The organism is Cellulosimicrobium funkei, from assembly GCF_900155925.1.
GTDB classification, from domain to species: Bacteria; Actinomycetota; Actinomycetes; order Actinomycetales; family Cellulomonadaceae; genus Cellulosimicrobium; species Cellulosimicrobium funkei.
The window spans coordinates 107,877-127,613 of record NZ_FTMI01000008.1 but is presented as its reverse complement, the minus strand read 5'-3'; the positions used below and the strand labels follow the sequence as shown (position 1 = coordinate 127,613).

Below are 19,737 nucleotides of genomic sequence, written 5' to 3'. Positions count from 1 at the left end.
CTGCCGCCGAGCGGCCCGCCGGTCCGCGACCGGGTCCGCGGGGCGGTCACTCCTCCGCGTCGAGCTCGCGCTGCACGATCTCGAACGCCAGCCCGGGGCTGTACCCCTTGCGGGCGAGCGCGCCGACCGTCCGTCGCATGCGCACGTCGCGGTCGAGGCCGCGGGTCCTGGCGAGACGTGCCCGCGCGAGGGCGAGGGCGGCGTCCGCCTCGGAGTCGTCGTCGACCTGCTCGAGCGCGGCCGCGCCGACCTCGCCGTCGATCCCCCGCCGGCGCAGCTCGGTCGAGATCGCGCGGCGGGACAGCCCCCGCTCGGCGTGCCGCGTGCGGACGATCATCTCCGCGTACTGCGCGTCGTCGACGAGCCCGACCTCCTCGAAGCGGTCGAGGATGGGCAGCACGACGTGCTCCGGGTAGCCCTTGCGCGCGAGCGACTGCGTGAGCTCCGCGCGGCTCTTCGGGGCCGCGGTGAGGATGCGCAGGACGGTCTCGCGGGCACGCTCGGCGAGGTCGGCGTCGCTGATCTCGCCGCGCTCCACGAGCTCGTGCAGCGACGGGCGCGGGCGCCGCCCGGCCTTGCGGCCGGAGCGGCGCCCGTCGTCCTCCGCGGACGGGTCGACGGGCTCGGCGCCCTCGACCCCGTCCTGCTCGCCGATCAGAACGGCGACTTCTTCCCCTTGCCGGCCGCGGCGGTCGCCTTGGCCGGAGCGGCCACGGCGGCGTCGGCCGCGACGGTCACGCCGGCGGCCGGGTCGGCCGGTGCGTCGACCTTGGCCCCGACGCCGAGCTTCTCCTTGATCTTCTTCTCGAGCTCGTTCGCGAGGTCGGGGTTGTCGCGCAGGAACGAGCGCGCGTTCTCCTTGCCCTGCCCGAGCTGGTCGCCGCCGTAGGTGAACCACGACCCGGACTTGCGCACGAACCCGTGCTCCACGCCCATGTCGATGAGGCCACCCTCGCGGGAGATGCCGACCCCGTAGAGGATGTCGAACTCGGCCTGCTTGAACGGCGGCGCCATCTTGTTCTTGACGACCTTCACGCGGGTCCGGTTGCCGACCGCGTCGGTGCCCTCCTTGAGGGTCTCGATGCGGCGGATGTCGAGACGGACCGAGGCGTAGAACTTCAGCGCCTTGCCACCGGTCGTCGTCTCGGGAGAGCCGAAGAACACGCCGATCTTCTCGCGGAGCTGGTTGATGAAGATCGCGGTCGTACCGGACGCGCTGAGCGCACCGGTGATCTTGCGCAGCGCCTGCGACATGAGGCGGGCCTGGAGACCGACGTGGCTGTCGCCCATCTCGCCCTCGATCTCCGCCTTGGGCACGAGGGCCGCGACGGAGTCGATGACGATGATGTCGAGCGCGCCCGAGCGGATCAGCATGTCCGTGATCTCGAGCGCCTGCTCCCCCGTGTCCGGCTGGGAGACGAGCAGGGCGTCGGTGTCGACGCCGAGCTTCTTGGCGTACTCCGGGTCGAGGGCGTGCTCGGCGTCGATGAACGCCGCGATGCCGCCGGCGCGCTGGGCGCTGGCGACGGCGTGGAGCGCCACGGTCGTCTTTCCGGAGGACTCCGGGCCGTACACCTCGATGACGCGCCCGCGCGGCAGGCCGCCGATGCCGAGCGCGATGTCCAGCGCGATGGAGCCCGTGGGGATGACCTCGACGGGGGCACGGCCCTCCTCGCCGAGGCGCATGACGGAGCCCTTGCCGAAGCTCCGGTCGATCTGGGCGAGGGCTGCCTCGAGCGCCTTCTCGCGGTCTGCGGGTGCGGGCATGTCAGTCCACCTTCGGTTCGACGTCCATCTGTTCGTTGTGGCCCGACGTTACGGGCAGCCACCGACACGCGGTGCCGACGAGCCCCGGACCTGGGGACCGTCGTGCCGGACCGGCGTCCTGAGCCCGCCGGAGCGCGCCCTGTGCACAACTCTAGCCGAACACGTGTTCGATCACGGAACCCGCCCCGGCGTGTCCGCGACTCGCGGGCTCACTCGTCGTCGTCCGCGGACCACGACTCGCCGGGCCGCAGCACGACGACCCGCGTCCCGGGCGCCTCGCGCTGCGCGGCCGCCTCGAACGCCGCGCCCGCGTGGTCCATCCAGCCGCGCGGCAGGTGCTGGCCGCCCGGCGCGTGCAGCGTCCCCCAGTGCACCGGTACCGCGACCCGCACCCCGACCTCGGCGCACACCCGCGCGGCCTGCACCGGGCCCAGGTGCCCGCCCGAGAGCCTCGGTCCCCACCCGCCGACCGGCACGAGGGCCACGTCCACCGGACCGCCCGCGAGCGCCGGGAGGTGCGCCATCCCGGGGTGGTGCTCGGTGTCGCCCGCCACCCACACGCGCAGGCCGTCGGGACCGGTGGTCCGCACGAGGTGACCGTTCGCGGCGTTGGGCCGGTGCGGCATCGGCCGGTGCCCGTGCACCGCGGTGACGAGCCGCGTCTCGACCCCGGCCCCCGGCGGGCCCACCGCGTGCCACTCGTCGCCCAGCCCGACGCCGCGCAGCCCCTTGCCGCGCAACCACCGCGCGTTGGCGGGCGCCGTGAGGACCGGCACGTCGCCGAGGAGCCGCAGCGACCGCAGCTCGGCGTGGTCGTGGTGGAGGTGGGACAGCAGGACGGCGTCGCCGCCCCGCCACACCGGGGCCGGCTGCTCGCCGCGCCGGCGCAGCATCCCCGCGTGCCGGTGCAGGAGCGGGTCGGTCACGAGCCGCGCCGTCGGGCCGCCGGCGGTCGCGGCGAGGTCGAGGACCGCGGTCGAGTGGCCGAGCCACGTCACGGTGACGCTCACGCGCCGCTCCCCCGGCCCGACGCGTCCTCGGCCACCGGCGGCCGTACCCCCAGGTCGGTGAGCCACGCGACGAGCCGGCGGTGCACCGCCTCCGCCCCGACGAGCATCGGCGTGCCGTCGACGTCCTCGAGCTCGTCGTCGGGCACCGCGAGGTGCGCGGGGTGCAGCAGCACCGCCTGGTTCTGCGCCCCGCCGAGGCCGCCGTGCGACCCGACCAGGCCCTCGAACGCGTGCACCATCCCGACCTCGTCGACGCTCGAGACGAGCACGAGGTCCCCGGCGTCCTCCAGCCCGGCGACGCGCACGAGGTCCGCCGCCGCACGCGACCCGAACGGCGCGACCGGGTCGGTGCCCACGACCTCGCCCGTCAGCAGGTCGCGCGAGCCGCCCCGGCCGTGCGCCCGGACCTCCCCGCGCGGGCCTCGCTCGACGACGACGCCGACCGCGGGGTTCGCGACGAGCCCCGGGAGCAGCGCGGGCCACCGGGCGCGGACCTCGTCGCCCGTGAGGCGCCGCGGCTCGCGCGGGAACCACACCATCCCGAGGTTGCCCGACCCGACGACCGCGACCTCGGGCAGCTCGGGCAGGGCGGGTGCGGCGTCGGCGCGGCGCTCCGAGCGGTCCGGACCCACGAGCATGCGGCCCGCCTGCGCGTCCGGCTGCCCGGGACGCAGCGCGTTGAGGGCCGTGTTGGCAGGGCCCCACGCCTCGCTGTCCGGGGCCGTCGCCCGACGCCGGCCCTCGCCCCGGGCGGACCCGGCGCCGTCCCGCGCGCGGCCGTCGTCGTCCGCAAGAGCGCCGTCGCCAGGCGGGTCGAGCGCCATGAGGCGTCGCACCTCGTCGAGGAAGGACCGCCCGGTGACCTGCTCGAACGTCGGGCCGAGCGACTGCCCGTGGTCCGAGAGCACGACGACGTCGTAGCGCCGGGGCGCGACGGCCGCGACCTGCTCCCAGAGCCCGACGACGCGGTCCAGGCCCTCGAGCGCGCGCAGCGACTCCGGCCGCAGCGGCCCGGCGTGGTGCGCGATCTCGTCGTAGTCCACGAGGTCGACGCACACGACGGGCGCCCCGCGCACGAGCTGCTCCGCGACGAGCGTCGTGTTGAGGTCGCGCAGCACGACGTTCGTCACGGCGCGCAGCACCGGGTACCAGCCGAGGCGCGAGACGCGGGGCTCGACGCCGCGCACGGCCTGCTGCCAGCCCTGGTACAGCTCCTTGAGCAGCTCGCCGAGCGCGACGACCACGGCGCGCACGAGGACGAACGGGCTCGCGAAGAAGTGCACGAACATCTGCCCGGGCCCCAGGCCCTCGCGCGCCCGGCTCATGACGAGCAGGCTCGTCGCCGCGTCCCCGGAGAACATCGTCGAGACGGCGACGCCGCCGCCCGCGAGCAGACCCGCGCCGTCGCTCGTGCGCGCCTCGACCGCCGCCGCGTCCGCGGGCCGGTTCGTCACGACGAGCCTCCCCAGCGCGCGCGACCACCACCGGAAGGCGGGGACGTGCTCGGTCGACCCGTGCAGGAGCCCGACGGTCGAGGCCGGCGTCGTCGCGGGCACGCGGGCCCACCACGTCGTGAGGTGGTGGCTGCCGTCGCCGAGCCACCGCGCGACCGTCGGGGCCAGGCCGGCCTGGAGGGCGTAGTCGAGCGTGGGGCGCGCGACGCCGTCGAGCAGGACGACGAGCAGGCCCGCCGGGCGCTCCGCGGCGGCGCCCGCGGCGGCTCCACGGGGCACGCCTGCCTGGCGCCGCGCGCGCCGGAGCAGGTCCCCGATCACGTACTCGTTGTCGCTCGCCCCGACGACCCAGCGCCCGAGCGCCATGAGCACGGCCGCGATGACGAGGACGGCGAGGACGTCGGTCCACGTCCCGCTGCGGAACCCCGGGAGGTAGGTGAGCGCCGCCCACGCGACCGCGACCTGGGCGACCACGCCCGACACGAGCGCGCCGACCACGCCGGACCGGCGCGCGACCCCGCGCAGCACCGGGCGCAGCAGCGCGTCGCCCACCGCCACCGCGAGCGCCGCGAGGACGAGCGACCAGGGGTTGGTCACCTCGACCCCGGGGACGACCCAGATCGCGAGCCCCAGCCCGGCCGCCGTCGAGACGAGCGACCAGGCCGCGCCGCGCACGTCGGCGGCGGTGAGGCGCAGCGCGGCGAGCCGACCGCGGGCGGGAACGCTCATGCCGCCATCATCGCGGGACGCGGCAGGGTGCGCCCCTCGGGCGTCCCCGGGTTCCGGGCAGGTCGGGGCAGGTTTGGGCCGCGCAGGTCGGGGCCGGGCCGGTCAGCGGCGCGGCGGCGCCTGGCGGTGGTCGTCGTTCCCCCAGCGCCGCGCGTCGGGCACGTCGAGCGCGTCGCACAGCGCGTGCCAGACGACGCGCGGCTCGACCCCGTCCTCGAGCGCCTGGGCGGCGGTCCGGTCGTCGAGCGCGGACAGCACCTGCTCGCGCACGTAGGCGCGGCCCAGGGCCTCGCCGAACACCTCGTCGACCAGCTCGGAGAACTCGCGGTAGCGCACGGACCAAGCCTTGCACGGATCCGCGGCCGCCCGGTCGCGCGCCGGGACGCGCGGGCCGCACCGCGTCGCCCGGGTTCGCACCCGGTCACCGAGGCGCACGGGCGGGCCGCCGGGGCGCCGGCACGCTGCGGCGGGCGCGTGTGGGTGGGCACCCCCAGAATGGGCGCGTGACCTCGGACCCGCTCGCCCGCTTCGCCGCGCCCACGCGCGCGTGGTTCTCGGGCGCGTTCGACGCGCCGACCGCCGCCCAGGCCGGTGCGTGGGAGGCCGTGTCGAGCGACCGGCACGCGCTCGTGGTCGCCCCGACCGGTTCGGGCAAGACGCTCGCCGCGTTCCTCTGGTCGCTCGACCGGATCCTCGCCGCGCCCCCGGAGGAGGCCCCGGCACGCGAGGCGCGCTGCCGCGTCGTCTACGTCTCGCCGCTCAAGGCGCTCGCCGCGGACGTCGAGCGGAACCTGCGCTCGCCGCTCGCGGGCATCCGCCAGGCCGCGGTGCGGCTCGGGCTCGACGTGCCGGACGTCGTCGTCGGCACGCGCACCGGGGACACCCCCACGAGCGAGCGCCGCCGGCTCGCCACGCACCCGCCGGACATCCTCATCACGACGCCCGAGTCGCTGTTCCTCGTGCTGACGTCGCAGGCGCGCGCGGGGCTCGTGGGCGTCGAGACGGTGATCGTCGACGAGATCCACGCGGTGGCGGGCACCAAGCGGGGCGCTCACCTGGCCGTGTCGCTCGAGCGCCTGGACGCGCTGCTCGAGGCGCACGAGCGGCCCCCGGCGCAGCGCGTCGGGCTCTCGGCCACGGTCCGCCCCGTCGAGGCGGTCGCGACCTTCCTGGGCGGGCACCGGCCCGAGGCCGAGGGCGGGCGCGAGGTCGTCGTCGTGCAGCCGCCGTCGAGCAAGCGCATCGAGGTCGACGTCGTCGTGCCCGTCCCGGACCTCTCGGACCTCGGGACGGCGGCGCTCGTGCCGGACGCCGGGTCGCGGTCGGACGGCGGCCTGCCGCCCCTGCCCCCCGGCGAGCGCGACCTCACTGGCCCGGCGACGTCGCGCCCGACGGGCGCGCCCGACGTCCGGCCGCCGCGCCCGTCGGTCTGGCCGCACGTCGAGGAGCGGGTCGTCGACCTCGTCACCGACCACCGCTCCACGCTGGTCTTCACGAACTCGCGCCGCGGAGCGGAGCGCCTCACGGCGCGCATGAACGAGCTGTGGGCCGAGCGTCAGGGCGAGGACGTGCTCGACCCGGGCACGGTCACCGCGGCGCAGGTGCAGGCGCAGTCGGGCGCGAGCTCGGGCGTCGAGCCCGTCATCGCCCGCGCGCACCACGGGTCGATGAGCCGGGCCGAGCGCACGCGCACGGAGACCGAGCTCAAGGACGGCCGGCTGCCCGCGGTGGTCGCGACGTCGAGCCTCGAGCTCGGCATCGACATGGGCGCGGTGGACCTCGTCGTCCAGGTCGGGGCGCCGCCCTCGGTCGCGTCGGGACTGCAGCGGATCGGGCGCGCGGGCCACCAGGTGGGGGCCGTGTCGCACGGCGTGGTGTTTCCCACGCACCGGGGCGACCTCGTGCCGTCGGCGGTCGTCGCCGAGCGCATGCGCTCCGGAGGCATCGAGGAGCTCCACGTGCTCGCCAACCCGCTCGACGTCCTCGCCCAGCAGGTCGTCGCGATGGTCGCGGTCGACGAGTGGACGGTCGCGGAGCTCGCGACGCTCGTGCGGCGCAGCGAGCCCTACGCGCACCTCGGCGACGCGTCGCTGCACGCCGTCCTCGACATGCTCGCGGGCCGCTACCCGAGCGAGGACTTCGGCGAGCTGCGCGCGCGGATCGTGTGGGACCGCGCGTCGGGCCGGCTGACCGGGCGGCCGGGCGCGCTGCGGCTCGCCGCGACGAGCGGCGGCACGATCCCCGACCGCGGGATGTACGGCGTGTTCCTCGCGACGGACGCCGGGACCGGGACCGTCGCGGGCGACCCGGACACCGCGGGCGGCCGTGCCCCGCGCGGCGGCAAGCGCGTCGGCGAGCTCGACGAGGAGATGGTCTACGAGTCGCGCGTCGGCGACACGTTCACGCTCGGGTCGAGCACGTGGCGCATCGAGGACATCACGCCCGACCGCGTGCTCGTCACGCCCGCGCCGGGCATCCCGGGGCGGCTGCCGTTCTGGAAGGGCGACTCCCCCGGCCGCCCCGCCGAGCTCGGCCGTGCGCTCGGCGCGTGGGTGCGCGAGACGGACGCGCTCGCCGCCACCGACCCCGACGCGGCGACCGACCGGCTCCGCACGGCAGGCCTCGACGCGTGGGCGAGCGACAACCTGCTGGCCTACCTGCGCGAGCAGCGCGACGCGACCGGGCGCGTCCCCGACGACCGCACGGTCGTCGTCGAGCGCTTCCGCGACGAGCTCGGCGACTGGCGCGTCGTCGTGCACTCGCCGTACGGCGCGAAGGTGCACGCGCCGTGGGCGCTCGTGCTCGCCGCGCGCCTGCGCGAGCGCTACGGGGTCGACGCCGCCGCGATGCACGCCGACGACGGCATCGTCCTGCGGCTCCCGGACACCGGGGACTCGTGGCTCGAGGGAGCGACCGACGGCTCGGGCGGCCTCTGCGGGGACGCGCCCGTCGTCGGCGTCGAGGACCTGCTCCTCGACCCCGACGACGTGCTCGACGCGGTGCGCGACGAGCTCGGCGGGTCGGTGATGTTCGCGTCACGGTTCCGCGAGGCCGCCGCCCGCGCGCTCCTGCTGCCCCGGCGTCGTCCGGACCGGCGCCAGCCGCTGTGGCAGCAGCGGCAGCGCTCGGCGCAGCTCCTGTCGGTGGCGTCGGAGTACCCGGAGTTCCCGATCGTCCTCGAGGCGGCGCGCGAGTGCCTGCAGGACGACTTCGACGTCGCGGCGCTCACCGACCTCATGCGCGACCTCGCCGCCGGGCGCGTGCGCCTCGTCGAGGTGACGACCCCGACGCCGTCGCCCTTCGCGCAGTCCCTCCTCTTCGGGTACACCGCCCAGTTCCTCTACGACGGCGACGCCCCGCTCGCGGAGCGCCGCGCCGCCGCGCTGTCGCTCGACCCCACGCTCCTCGCCGAGCTCCTGGGCGGCGACGGCGTCGCGGCCCAGCTCGCCGACCTGCTCGACCCCGCCCAGATCGAGCGGACCGAGGCCGAGCTCGGCGCGCTCGCGCCCGAGCGACAGGCGCGGCACGCCGAGGACGTGTGGGACGTGCTGCGCCGGCTGGGCCCGCTCACCGAGGCCGAGGTCGCGGCGCGGACCCGCGAGGACGTGCGCGCCGACGTCGCGGCCTGGCTGCGCGAGCTCGAGGCCGCGCGCCGCATCATGCCCGTGCGGCTCGCGGGGGTCGCGCCCGAGCGTGCGCAGCAGTGGGCGGTCGTGGAGGACGCCGGCCGCCTGCGCGACGCGCTCGGCGTCGCGCTGCCCGTCGGTATCCCCGAGGTGTTCACCGAGCCCGTCCCCGACCCGCTCGGCGATCTCGTGCGCCGCCACGCCCGCACGCACGGCCCGTTCACGGCCGCCGACCTCGCCGCACGTCTCGGGCTGGGCGTCGCCGTCGTCGTGCAGACGCTCGAGCGGCTCGAGGCGGCCCGGCTCGTCGTGCGCGGGCGGCTGCGGCCGGAGGCGATCGGCGGCACGGGCGACGACTGGTGCGACGCCGAGGTGCTGCGCGTCCTGCGCCGGCGCTCGCTCGCTGCGCTGCGCGCCGAGGTGGAGCCCGTCCCCGCCGAGACGCTGGGCGTCTTCCTCCCGCGTTGGCAGGGTCTCGGCGCGCTGCGCGGCGTCGACGGGCTGCTGCGCGTCGTCGAGCAGCTCTCGGGCGCGGCCGTCCCCGCGTCGGCGCTCGAGACCCTCGTGCTCCCGGCGCGCGTCAGCGACTACACCCCGACGATGCTCGACGAGCTGACGACGACCGGCGAGGTCGTGTGGTGCGGGCACGCCCCGCTGCCCGGTTCGGGCGGCGGCGACGGTCTCGTCAGCCTGCACCTCGCGGAGTGGGCGCCGCTCACGCTGCCCGACCCGGGCCCGGCGCCCCAGACCGGCCTCCATGCCACGCTGCTCGACCTGCTGGAGGGCTCGGGCGGGTACTTCCTCCCGCGGCTGGCCGAGCGCGCGGGCGCGGAGACCGTCCCGACGCTCGAGGCGCTGTGGGACCTCGTGTGGTCGGGCCACGTGACGAACGACGGCCTCGGGTCGCTGCGCGCACGGCTCGGCGCCGCCGGGGGGACCCACCGCGCGCCGCGCGCCCCGGCGCGGGCCCGGCCGCTCGCGCGCGGCCGGTTCGCGGGCCTGCGGCCGCCGACGTCGCCCGAGACGGTCCTGCGCGGCGGCGCCGGGCGGTGGTCGGCGCTGCCGCCACGCGAGCCCGACCCCACCCGCCGGGCGCACGCGCTCGCCCGCGTCCTGCTCGACCGCCACGGCGTGCTCACGCGCGCCGTCGCGCCCGCCGAGGGCGTCGCGGGGTCGTTCCGCGCGGTGTACCGCGTGCTGAGCGAGTTGGAGGCCACGGGTGCGGCGCGGCGCGGGTACTTCGTCGAGCACCTCGGCGGCTCGCAGTTCGCGCTCCCCGGCGCGGTCGACCAGCTCCGGACCGACGCGCAGGACCGCGAGCGCGCGCTCGAGGCCGACGCCGCGGCGGCCGCGACCGACCCGTTCGCCCCGCTCCCCGACGCGCGGACGTCGCGCGGCGGTCCTCGTCCCGGCGCCGTGCTGCTCGCCGCGACGGACCCGGCGAACCCCTACGGCGCGGCGCTGCCGTGGCCCGCCCGCCCGTCGACCGGACCGGGCGCGCCCGGCACGGACGGCACGACCGGGGAGGGCTCGCGCGGTCACCGCCCGGGCCGCAAGGCGGGCGCCGTCGTCGTGCTGAGCGACGGCGACCTCGCGCTCTACGTCGAGCGCGGCGGGCGGTCCGTGCTGTCCTTCGTGGACGGCCCACGCCTCGCCGAGGCGAGCGCGGCGCTGGTCCGCGCCGTGCGGGCGGGCACGCTCGGGAAGATCGTGGTGCAGCGCGTCGACGGCGTCGAGGCCCTCGCGGGCGCCGGCACGACCCGGACCCCGGCGGACGACGCGGTGCGCGCGCTGCTCGACGCCGGCTTCCGCGCGACGCCGCGCGGCCTGCGGGCGGCCTGACGTGCAGCGGTCGTCGCGCGCCCCCGACCACGGAGGGCGGTCGCGTGCCCGAGGGTGACATCCTGCGTCTCGTCTCGGCCCGGCTCGACGAGGCGCTCAAGGACCGGGTGCTGGTCCGCTCGGACCTGCGGTGGCCGAGCGCCGCGGAGATCGACCTGGTCGGGCGGACGGTCGTCGGGAACCAGGCCTACGGGAAGCACCTGTTCACGCGGTTCGACGACGGCCGGTCCCTGCACACGCACCTGCGCATGGAGGGGTCGTGGCGGCTCGCCCGGACGGGCACGCACGACGCGCGCGGGGCGGAGCCGAACGTGCGCGTCGTCCTCGCGAACGAGTGGTGGACGGCGGTCGGGAACCGGATCGGCATGCTGCACGTGCTGCGCACCGCGGACGAGCGCGTGATCGTCGGGCCGCTGGGGCCCGACGTGCTCGGCGACGACTTCCCGGAGACCGGGCTGCCCGAGGCGGCCGCGCGGATGCGGGCCGACGACGCGGCGGGCGGGAGCGGCCCCCGGTACCGGCCGGAGCGGGCCGCAACGGGTGTGCCCGTCGCGGAGGCCCTGCTCGACCAGCACCTCGTCGCCGGCATCGGCACGATCTACACGGCCGAGTCGCTCTTCGCCGAGCACGTCTACCCGTGGACGCCCGTCCGCGACGTCGAGGACCTCGAGGGCCTCCTGCTCACGGCGCGCACGCTCATGCAGCGCACGGTGCGGCACGGGTTCGACCCGCGCGCCGGCGTCGTGCGGCACGTGCACGGGCGCACACGAAAGGCGTGCCACGTGTGCGGCACGCCTGTCGCGGAAGGTACGGCGAACGAGCCCCCGTACGACCGTCCGATCTTCTGGTGTCCGACCTGCCAGGCACCGCCCGCAGCAGGATGACGGCCGGCGTCGCTGCCCCCGCTCCCGGTGCGGCCGGTGCCGGCCCGACCGTCAGCCGACGGGCTGCAGGTCCTCGCGGCGTGCCGTGCCCTCGGGATGCTGGCGACCCAGCACGGCCGTCGCGAAGTCGGCCGGGATGGTGTCGGGGATCAGCAGACCCTCGGCGACGGCGACCCGGTCGCTGACCTCGCGCAGCACCAACGACATCGGGATGTCGAGCGCCTCGCAGATCGAGCCGAGGAGCTCCGACGACGCTTCCTTCTGACCGCGCTCGACCTCGCTGAGGTAGCCCAGCGAGACCCGTGCGGCGGAGGACACCTCTCGCAGGGTGCGCCCCTGTCGCTGGCGAGCGTCTCGCAGCACGTCCCCGATCTCTCGTCGAAGAACAATCATCTGGCGACCCCCTTCCGTGTCCCGTGCGCCCCCGGGAGCCGGAGAGGCCCCCACCCGGGTGCGCGAACTGCTCGTGCCGGTCTTCCTGTTCACTGCCCCGCGTGACGGGGTCGTCCTACCGTACCCCGCCCGCGGGCCGCTCACGTCGCCGGTGCCCCGTGCGGGACGGGGCGCGGGCGCGTTGTCCGTGCGTCCCACCGGTCGGTTGACGGTCCTGTTGGCGATCACGTGCTGTGCAACGTCGCGACGTGGGGTGTTGTTCCCGCGCCGGGCCTCCCGGCCGCTCCCCCGCGGCACGTTCACGACGTCTCCACGACGCCTCCGGCCCGGTCCACGCCCGGCCGGGCGGCCGACGCTCCCGCCGACGATTTCACCCGGCAGGGGGCATCGTCACGCCGTCGGCGGCCGGGGTCCGAACGCCGCGCGCGCGAGCGCCACCGCGGCGGCCACGGTGGCGGCGCGGACGGCCGCGCGGTCGCCCGCCAGGTGCAGCTCTCGCACCTCCGCGCCCCCCGGTCCGCTCGCGGCGACGAAGACGGTGCCCGGATCCTGGCCGTCCTGCGGGTCGGGACCCGCGACGCCCGTGGTCGCGATCCCGACGTCGGCCCCCAGCACGCCGCGCACGCGCTCGGCCATCTGGCGCGCGACCTCCGGGTGCACGGCCCCGTGAGCGGCGAGCAGGCCGCCGTCGACGCCGAGGACCGACTCCTTGACGTCGGTCGCGTACGCGACGACGGCGCCCCGGAGCACGCGCGAGGCGCCGGGCACGTCGACGATCGTCGCGCTGAGCAGGCCGCCCGTGAGCGACTCGGCCGTCGCGAGGGTCCACCCGCGCGCCTCCAGAGCGCCGAGCAGCTCGACGACGTCGGGCCGGACGTCCGGGCCGGTGACCGACGAGCTCCCCGGCGAGACCGGAGCGGCGGTCACGAGACGGGGGCGCCGTCCGCGCTCGGGCCGCGCTCGACGACCCGGGCCGCGCGCACCGCGTCGCGGCGCAGCCGCCAGCCCTGGTACGCGTACTCGAGCCCGGTCACGACGGTGACGAGGATGGCCGCGGCGAGCACGATCCACGCGACGACGCCGACGAACGCCGGCAGGTGCGCGAGCGGGAGCACGAAGAGCGTGATCGCGACGGTCTGCAGGACGGTCTTGAGCTTCCCGCCGCGAGACGCGGGCATGACCGCGTACTTGAGGACGGCGAACCGCAGGAGCGTGACGCCCAGCTCGCGCGCGAGCACGACGACGGGAACCCACCAGGGCAGCTCGCCGAGCGGCCACGCGAGCAGCACGAGGGCGGTGCCCACGAGCAGCTTGTCGGCGATGGGGTCGAGGAGCTTGCCCAGGTCCGTGACGAGGTCGTAGCGCCGCGCGAGGTAGCCGTCGAGGCGGTCCGACGTGGCGGCGAGGACGAAGATGCCCGTCGCGACGAGGCGCCACGTGACGGACTCCCCGCCGTCGACGAGGAGCGCCCACGCGAAGAACGGGACGAGCAGGATCCTCGCCATGGTGACGAGGTTCGCGGAGTTCCACGGCGAGGGGACGGCGTTGACCACGTCACCAGCCTAGGGGGTCGTCCGGGGTGCGCCGACCGTCGGCGGCACCACCGGGTGCCCGGGTCACCGCCAGCCCGACTCCACGTCGGCGCCGTCGTGGTACTCCGTCGCGGCCGGGGGCATGTGCCCGTCGGTGCCCTCGCCGTAGTCGTGGCCGCCCCCTGCGGCCGACGGCGCGGGGGCCGCGGCGGGCGCCTGGCCGTCGAAGACGTCCTGCGCGGGCTCGCCCCGGATGAGGGCGAGCGCCGACGGCAGCTCCTCGGGCGTCACGAGCACCTCGCGGGCCTTGGACCCCTCGGACGGGCCGACGATCTCGCGCGACTCCAAGAGGTCCATGAGGCGACCCGCCTTGGCGAAGCCGACGCGCAGCTTGCGCTGAAGCATCGACGTCGAGCCGAACTGCGACGTCACGACGAGCTCGGCCGCCTGGAGCAGCAGGTCGAGGTCGTCGCCGATGTCCTCGTCGATCTGCTTCTTCGTGGCCGCCTGCGTGACGTCCTCGCGGTACACGGGCTTGAGCTGGCTCTTCACGTGCTCGACGACGGCGTGCACCTCGGACTCCGAGACCCACGCGCCCTGCACGCGCATGGGCTTGGCTGCGCCCATGGGCAGGAACAGGGCGTCGCCCTGGCCGATGAGCTTCTCCGCGCCCGGCTGGTCGAGCACGACGCGCGAGTCCGCGAGGGACGACGTCGCGAACGCGAGCCGCGACGGCACGTTCGCCTTGATGAGGCCCGTCACGACGTCGACCGACGGTCGCTGCGTCGCGAGCACCAGGTGGATGCCTGCCGCACGCGCGAGCTGCGTGATGCGCTGGATCGAGGCCTCGACGTCGCGCGGGGCGACCATCATGAGGTCGGCGAGCTCGTCGACGACGACCAGCAGGTACGGGTACGTCGCGATCTTGCGCTCGGAGCCGGGCAGCGGCTTGACCTTGCCGGCGCGGACGGCGGCGTTGAAGTCGTCGATGTGCTTGAACCCGAACGCGGCGAGGTCGTCGTAGCGGGCGTCCATCTCGCGGACGACCCAGTCGAGGGCCTCCGCGGCCTTCTTCGGGTTCGTGATGATGGGCGTGATGAGGTGCGGGATGCCCTCGTAGATCGTCAGCTCGACGCGCTTGGGGTCCACGAGCACGAGCCGCACCTGCTCCGGCGTCGAGCGCATGAGGATCGACGTGATCATGGAGTTGATGAAGCTCGACTTGCCCGCGCCCGTCGCGCCCGCGACGAGGATGTGCGGCATCTTCGCGAGGTTCGCGACGACGTAGCCGCCCTCGACGTCCTTGCCCACGCCCATGACCATGGGGTGCTCGGTGCGCCGCGCGGCCGACGACCGCAGGACGTCGCCGAGCACGACCGTCTCGCGGTCCGTGTTGGGGATCTCGATGCCGATGGCCGACTTGCCGGGGATCGGCGCGAGGATGCGCACGTCGGCGCTGGCCACCGCGTACGCGATGTTGTTGGACAGCGACGTGATGCGCTCGACCTTGACCTTGGGCCCGACCTCGACCTCGTAGCGCGTGACCGTCGGGCCGCGCGTGAACCCGGTGACCTTCGCGTCGACCTCGAACTGCTCGAACGTCTGCGTGAGCGCCTCGACCACGCGGTCGTTCGCGGCGGAGCGCACCTTGTGCGGCGCGCCCTTGACGAGCGCGTCCTCGTCCGGGAGCAGGTAGACCGTGTCGCCCTCGAGCATGGGCTGCACGCCCCGTGGCATCGGGCCGGGCGGGGGCGGCGGCACGCTGCCGACGCCGTCCTCCGGGGAGGGCGCGACCGCGCCCATCGCGGCCGCCGCCGTGTCCTGCGCGGCCCCCTGCCCGACGGCGGGGACCACCTCCGTGGCAGCGGTACCGGCGGCCGGCTCCTCCGCGCGACGCTTCTTCCCCCGACCGCGCGGCACGTCGTCCTCGTAGTCGAGGAACGCGGCCGTCTCGAAGGCCTCGTCGCCCGAGAAGCCGCCCTCGGGCTTCTCGATCTCGGCCGCCTCCGCCGCGCGCTGCGCCTTGGTGCGCCGCGGCTTGCGCGGTCGGCGACCCGTCGGCGGCTCGCTGCCGTCGTGGCGCGAGACGCCCTCCGCGAGCGGGAGCCCGTCCTCGTCGAGCGCGTCGTCCTCGGTGCGGTGGTTGCCGGTCAGCACGTCGTAGAGGCCGCGCAGCCGGCTCGGGATGCGGTGCACGGGCGTCGCGGTGACGACGAGCAGCCCGAAGAACCCGAGCAGCAGGAAGATCGGCACGGCGAACCACGGTGTCAGCCCGGCGGTCACGGGTGTCGCCGCCAGGTAGCCGACGATGCCCCCCGCGTCCTGCACCGCCGCGAAGCCGTCGCGCGGCGCGGGCAGGTCCTCCGAGATGTGCACGAGGGAGCACACGGACACGACGATGAGCGTGAGCCCGATCGCGACGCGCGAGTTCGCCTGGGCGCGCTCGGGGTGCCGCATGATGCGCACCGCGAGCCAGAGCAGCAGGACCGGGACCGCGACGCCGGCGAGACCGAACGTCCCCGCGACGACGCCGTGGACGACCTTGCCGAACGTGCCCTGGATGCCCCACCACTCGCGGGCCGCGACGACGACCGCGAGGGCGATGAGGGTGAACGCGACGCCGTCGCGCCGGTGTGCCGGGTCCAGCTCTCTTGCTCCTCTTCCGATGGTGCGCACGAGCGATCCCACGCCGTGCGCGGCGCCGAGCCAGACCCCCCGCACCGCCCGGACGGGCCACGGCGGCCCTGCCGCCGGGCGACGCGCCGGGCGGCGCGCGCTGGACGAGGAGGACCGTCCGCGACCGGTTCCGGCGCGCGACGTGCCGCGGGCCGTGGACGAACCGCCGCGCGCCGCGGTGCGGGGCGCTGGTGTGCGGTTGCTCGCGGTCCGACGTGCCTGCGGGGACGTGCGGGTCGCCATAGTGGTCCTAACCTACCTGCGGGGGACGACGGCGCCCGGGACCCCGGGGCGCGTGTCCCCGGCGGACCGGGGTTCGGGCACGGGCCCGCGACCCGGTCCCGCGAGGACGAGCGGAGGACCGATGGACGATCACGCGGGCGTGCGGCGCAGCACCGCCGACGCGACCACGGACGGCGAGCAGGCGCACGCGCGCGACCTCGTGGAGGTCCGCCCGGGGGTCTGGGTGGCCACCGCGACGATCTGGGCCACCACGTCGACGGTCGTGGTCGCGCCCGACGGCGCGGCGCTCGTCGTCGACCCCGCGGTCACGGTCGAGGAGGTCGAGGCGCTGGCAGCCGCCATCCACGGCCGCGGCTGGCGCGTGACGGCCGGGTTCGCGACCCATCCGCACTGGGACCACGTGCTGTGGTCCCGCTCCTTGGGCGACGCCCCACGCTACGCCACGGCCCGCGGCGCCGACGCCGTCCGGGCGCGGGGAGCGGACCTGGTCACCGCGACCGACGCCGCCGCGCCCGGCCACGACCCGACGCTCGTCGGCGCGCTCACGCCGCTCCCCCGCGGCGCACGACACCTGCCGTGGCCGACAGCACCGGACCCCGGGCAGGCCGAGGAGCGAGCCGACGCGCAGGCCGACGGGAAGACCGACGTCGTCGTGGTCGAGCACGACGCCCACGCGCCGGGCCACGCGGCGCTCGTCGTGCGGGGCGTGCTGCTCGCGGGCGACATGCTCTCGGACGTGGAGGTGCCGCTCGTCGACACCGGGTCGCGCGACCCGGTGCGCACGTACCGCGGGGCGCTCGACGCGCTCGAGCTCGCGGCGCGCGACGTCGACGCGCTCGTCCCGGGCCACGGGAGCCCGGCCGTCGGCCGTGCCGCCGTCGCCGCGCGCTTCGCGGCCGACCGCGCCTACCTCGACGCGCTGGAGCACGCGGTCGTGCACACGGACGCCGTGGTGGCCGACGACCGGCTCACCGGCTACGTCGCGACGTGGCACGACGAGCAGCTCGCCGCGCTGCGCGCGCGCTGAGGCCGCCCGAGCGGTCGTGCCCGGATCGCGGAGCGGCGTCCGACGACACGAGGCCTCCTGGACCCGCCGCGCTCCGCGCTCAGTCGTCGAGGCCGAGCTCGACCGACCGGGCGAGCGCGGCGTCGAGGGCCTGCTCGTCGGTGACGAGGCGGTGCAGGTGCCGCGCCGCGACGTGCAGGGCGTCAAGGTCGGAGCCGTAGACGCTCACCATGCCGCCCTCGGGGTCGAACCCGACGGCCCCCAGCACGTCCGGCTCGTGGTCGGTCAGCGTGGCCTGGAGCGCGCCGGAGAAGTCGTAGCCCGAGCCCTCGACGCCGTGCCGCTCGAGCGCACCCTGGTGGTGGTGCCACTCCGGCCCGCCGGGCGAGTAGACGATGCTCCACCCCTGGGCCAGCGTGACGAGACGGACGGGGTCGAGCGGGACGAAGTCCTCGGCGGTGGTCATGCCGGAACCGTAGCGGGCAGCACCCACGGCGCAGTCCCGCGGTCAGCCGAGGAAGAGGCCGACGGCGAGCGTCACGACGCCCGCCGCGAGGACGACGGCCCCCGCGGGCAGCAGTGCGACGGCCCGGTTCGGCGTCTCGCGACCGGGGCCGACGGCCGACAGGAAGAAGCCGGCCGGGAGCAGGATCGCCGCGACGAGCACGCCGGTCGCCGCGAGCCAGCGCCAGGGGCCGGCGAGGCCCGTGGCCTCCGTGAGGAGTAGGCACACCAGACCGAGGATGACGAGAACCCCCGCGTGCGCGTGCCCGGCGCGAAAGAACGACGTCTGGAACGCGGTGGCCGGGACCCGCCGTGTCACGACCCGGACGAGGAAGGCCCCGCCGGACTCGATGCCGACGACGGTGAGAAGGACGATGCCGGCGGTGAGGCGGGCGGCGTCGGTGAGCTCGAGCACGGGGACCTCCGAGGGAGCGGCGCGAGAGCTCGCGCACCGGTTTGCGAACACTGTTATAGAACATCGTTCGCGAACGCTCGTCAAGGCCCCTAGACTCGGCGCGTGGCACGACCCCGACTGCACGACGACGCCCTGCGCGACCGCCTCCTCGACGTGGCGTCGCGCGCCGTCTCCACGCACGGGGAGGCCGCGGTGACGGTCCGGTCGGTCGCGACCGAGGCCGGGACGAGCGCGTCGGCCGTCTACGCGCTCTTCGGCAGCCGCGACGAGCTCGTCGCCGCCGTCTCCGCGGAGGGCTTCCGGCGCTTCGCCGCACACCTCGCCACGGTCCCCCGCACCGACGACCCCGGTGCCGACCTGGCGGCCCTCGGTCGCGCGTACCGCGACTTCGCGCTGGCCGACCCGCACTTCTACGCCGTGATGTTCGCGCGCGGCGTCCGGCCGGGGCCGGACCGGCCCGAGGCGGTCGAGGAGCCCACGTTCCGCGTGCTGCGCGACGCCGTCGCGCGCCTCGTCCCCGAGGACGCGGGTGCCGCCGACGTCGCGCTCGGCCTCTGGGGGCTCGTGCACGGCCTGGTCTCGCTCGAGCTCGCGGGCCTCGTGCCCGGCGGTGACGACGCCCGTGCGGCCCGCTATGCCGCGACGCTCGCCGCCGTCGGTCCCGGGCTCGTGCGACGCGACGCCGACACCTAGGCCGGGAGCAGCAGGCCCGTCCGCCGGCCCACGGCGAGCGCACGCGCGGTCACCGGGCGTCGACTCCCGTGACGGCGCGCTGGCCCGCGGTGATCTCGCGGACCGTGCGCACCCACAGGACGAGCGCGAGGACGAGGCCCGCGGTGCCCACCGTCTCCGCGACGGGCAGCAGCGCGAAGGTCCCGGCCGCACCGGCCGAGGAGAGCGTCGTCAGCTGCGTGGCGACGTTCGTCGCGACGCTCCACAGGAGCCACCCGGCCCACCACCACCCGAGGCCGCGGCGCGGGGCGACGACGGTCGCGGCGCGCACGTCGCGCACGACCTGGTACGGGAACCACAACGCGACGACCGGCACGATCCACCCGAGCCAGACCCACACCCGGCTGCGCGCGTGCCCGTGCGCGGGCGACACGGCCTCGGCGAGCACGCGGCTCTGCCACAGCCACAGGCACGTCACGATCGCTGCGGCGAGCTGGACGGGAAGGAGCAGCAGGCCCACGGCGTCGTACCCGGTGAGGACCTCGGCGCTCGGGGTGCCGGCGCGGGCGGCGCGCTCGAACTCCTCGGCCGCGCCGAACGACGTGACCCAGGCCAGCACCTGCACGGCGGTGACCGCGACCGCGAGCGCGATCGTCCCCGTCGCGAGGCCCCCGGGGACGGGCGGTCGCGGGACGTAGCCGTACCCGCCGCCGTACGCGCCGTACGCCGGGGCCGTCGGCTGCCCGTACACGGGTGCCGAGGGCGGCGTCAGCGCGGAGGAGCCCGCGGGCGGGGGCGCCGCCCGCCCGTACGCGGGCACGGGCGCGGTGCCGTACGCGCCGTACTGCGGTACCGGCCGGCCGGACGCCGAAGGCTGACCGGGGACGGGGCCGCCGGACTGTCCGTAGGGCGGGACCCCGGAGGGGTCGTGATGCGTCAAAGGGTGCCTCCTGCGCTGGTCGGGGCGCCAGCATACTGGCGCCC

At 76.3% G+C, this 19,737-nt stretch carries 16 protein-coding genes; 4 read left to right on the top strand and 12 right to left on the bottom strand.

Going from position 1 to position 19,737, the window contains the following annotated elements; translation table 11 throughout:
- Positions 1-46 precede the first annotated feature (46 nt).
- From BXA05_RS17835 to BXA05_RS17815, 5 genes are all read right to left on the bottom strand, one after another.
- Positions 47-538 (bottom strand): regulatory protein RecX, encoded by a 492-nt coding sequence (locus BXA05_RS17835; RefSeq protein ID WP_244550509.1) that lies wholly within the window; start codon positions 536-538, stop codon positions 47-49.
- Positions 539-654: 116 nt separating this feature from the next.
- Positions 655-1,767, bottom strand: coding sequence for a recombinase RecA (recA, locus tag BXA05_RS17830; protein ID WP_034655657.1), 1,113 nt, complete (start codon positions 1,765-1,767; stop codon positions 655-657).
- Between the two features lie 209 nt (positions 1,768-1,976).
- Complete coding sequence (locus tag BXA05_RS17825; protein WP_076406510.1) at positions 1,977-2,777, bottom strand: MBL fold metallo-hydrolase; 801 nt, start codon at positions 2,775-2,777, stop codon at positions 1,977-1,979.
- A complete protein-coding gene (locus tag BXA05_RS17820; protein ID WP_076406508.1) occupies positions 2,774-4,960 on the bottom strand; it encodes an alkaline phosphatase family protein in 2,187 nt (728 codons plus the stop codon). Before BXA05_RS17820 ends, BXA05_RS17825 begins: the two co-directional genes overlap by 4 nt.
- Positions 4,961-5,062: 102 nt before the next feature.
- The gene (locus BXA05_RS17815) at positions 5,063-5,296 is read right to left on the bottom strand and encodes a DUF3046 domain-containing protein (protein WP_076406506.1); all 234 of its coding nucleotides are present in this window, start codon (positions 5,294-5,296) and stop codon (positions 5,063-5,065) included.
- 167 nt (positions 5,297-5,463) lie between these two features.
- Here BXA05_RS17815 and BXA05_RS17810 point away from each other — a divergent pair, with 167 nt between their 5' ends.
- The gene (locus BXA05_RS17810) at positions 5,464-10,428 is read left to right on the top strand and encodes an Lhr family helicase (RefSeq protein WP_076406504.1); all 4,965 of its coding nucleotides are present in this window, start codon (positions 5,464-5,466) and stop codon (positions 10,426-10,428) included.
- Between the two features lie 44 nt (positions 10,429-10,472).
- Entirely contained in the window at positions 10,473-11,312 is an 840-nt protein-coding gene (locus BXA05_RS17805; protein ID WP_061267560.1) for a DNA-formamidopyrimidine glycosylase family protein, read from the top strand.
- A 51-nt stretch (positions 11,313-11,363) separates the two neighbouring features.
- Here the strand turns inward: BXA05_RS17805 and BXA05_RS17800 are convergent, their stop codons facing one another.
- The 4 genes from BXA05_RS17800 to BXA05_RS17785 form a co-directional block, all read right to left on the bottom strand.
- Entirely contained in the window at positions 11,364-11,705 is a 342-nt protein-coding gene (locus BXA05_RS17800; protein WP_021483863.1) for a helix-turn-helix domain-containing protein, read from the bottom strand.
- A gap of 390 nt (positions 11,706-12,095) precedes the next feature.
- Entirely contained in the window at positions 12,096-12,632 is a 537-nt protein-coding gene (locus BXA05_RS17795) for a CinA family protein (RefSeq protein WP_076406503.1), read from the bottom strand.
- Positions 12,629-13,258, bottom strand: a complete 630-nt coding sequence (gene pgsA, locus BXA05_RS17790; protein ID WP_076406501.1) for a CDP-diacylglycerol--glycerol-3-phosphate 3-phosphatidyltransferase — start codon at positions 13,256-13,258, stop codon at positions 12,629-12,631. The genes BXA05_RS17795 and pgsA overlap by 4 nt, the downstream gene beginning before the upstream one ends.
- Before the next feature lie 63 nt (positions 13,259-13,321).
- Entirely contained in the window at positions 13,322-16,156 is a 2,835-nt protein-coding gene (locus BXA05_RS17785; protein ID WP_206154329.1) for an FtsK/SpoIIIE family DNA translocase, read from the bottom strand.
- 121 nt (positions 16,157-16,277) lie between these two features.
- On the opposite strand from BXA05_RS17785, the gene BXA05_RS17780 reads away from it, so the two are divergent.
- Positions 16,278-17,183 (top strand): MBL fold metallo-hydrolase, encoded by a 906-nt coding sequence (locus BXA05_RS17780; RefSeq protein ID WP_143311200.1) that lies wholly within the window; start codon positions 16,278-16,280, stop codon positions 17,181-17,183.
- Positions 17,184-17,262: 79 nt separating this feature from the next.
- On the opposite strand, the gene BXA05_RS17775 is transcribed toward BXA05_RS17780, so the two are convergent.
- Together BXA05_RS17775 and BXA05_RS17770 are read right to left on the bottom strand one after the other, a co-directional pair.
- Positions 17,263-17,628, bottom strand: coding sequence for an Imm51 family immunity protein (locus tag BXA05_RS17775; RefSeq protein ID WP_076406498.1), 366 nt, complete (start codon positions 17,626-17,628; stop codon positions 17,263-17,265).
- Between the two features lie 42 nt (positions 17,629-17,670).
- Entirely contained in the window at positions 17,671-18,081 is a 411-nt protein-coding gene (locus tag BXA05_RS17770; protein WP_061267555.1) for a hypothetical protein, read from the bottom strand.
- Between the two features lie 102 nt (positions 18,082-18,183).
- Between BXA05_RS17770 and BXA05_RS17765 the strand changes: the two genes are divergently transcribed.
- Positions 18,184-18,774 (top strand): TetR/AcrR family transcriptional regulator, encoded by a 591-nt coding sequence (locus BXA05_RS17765; protein ID WP_076406496.1) that lies wholly within the window; start codon positions 18,184-18,186, stop codon positions 18,772-18,774.
- Positions 18,775-18,823: 49 nt separating this feature from the next.
- Here the strand turns inward: BXA05_RS17765 and BXA05_RS17760 are convergent, their stop codons facing one another.
- Positions 18,824-19,693 carry a DUF4328 domain-containing protein gene (locus tag BXA05_RS17760; RefSeq protein WP_170963198.1) on the bottom strand — a complete coding sequence of 290 codons (870 nt, stop codon included), beginning with the start codon at positions 19,691-19,693 and terminating at the stop codon, positions 18,824-18,826.
- Positions 19,694-19,737 lie beyond the last annotated feature (44 nt).

Bases quoted from the DNA above. Each gene is read 5' to 3' on its own strand.
- BXA05_RS17785 (WP_206154329.1), bottom strand. From the start codon at position 16,156: ATGGCGACCCGCACGTCCCCGCAGGCACGTCGGACCGCGAGCAACCGC.
- recA (WP_034655657.1), bottom strand. From the start codon at position 1,767: ATGCCCGCACCCGCAGACCGCGAGAAGGCGCTCGAGGCAGCCCTCGCC.
- BXA05_RS17800 (WP_021483863.1), bottom strand. From the start codon at position 11,705: ATGATTGTTCTTCGACGAGAGATCGGGGACGTGCTGCGAGACGCTCGC.
- BXA05_RS17775 (WP_076406498.1), bottom strand. From the start codon at position 17,628: ATGACCACCGCCGAGGACTTCGTCCCGCTCGACCCCGTCCGTCTCGTC.
- BXA05_RS17820 (WP_076406508.1), bottom strand. From the start codon at position 4,960: ATGAGCGTTCCCGCCCGCGGTCGGCTCGCCGCGCTGCGCCTCACCGCC.
- BXA05_RS17780 (WP_143311200.1), top strand. From the start codon at position 16,278: ATGGACGATCACGCGGGCGTGCGGCGCAGCACCGCCGACGCGACCACG.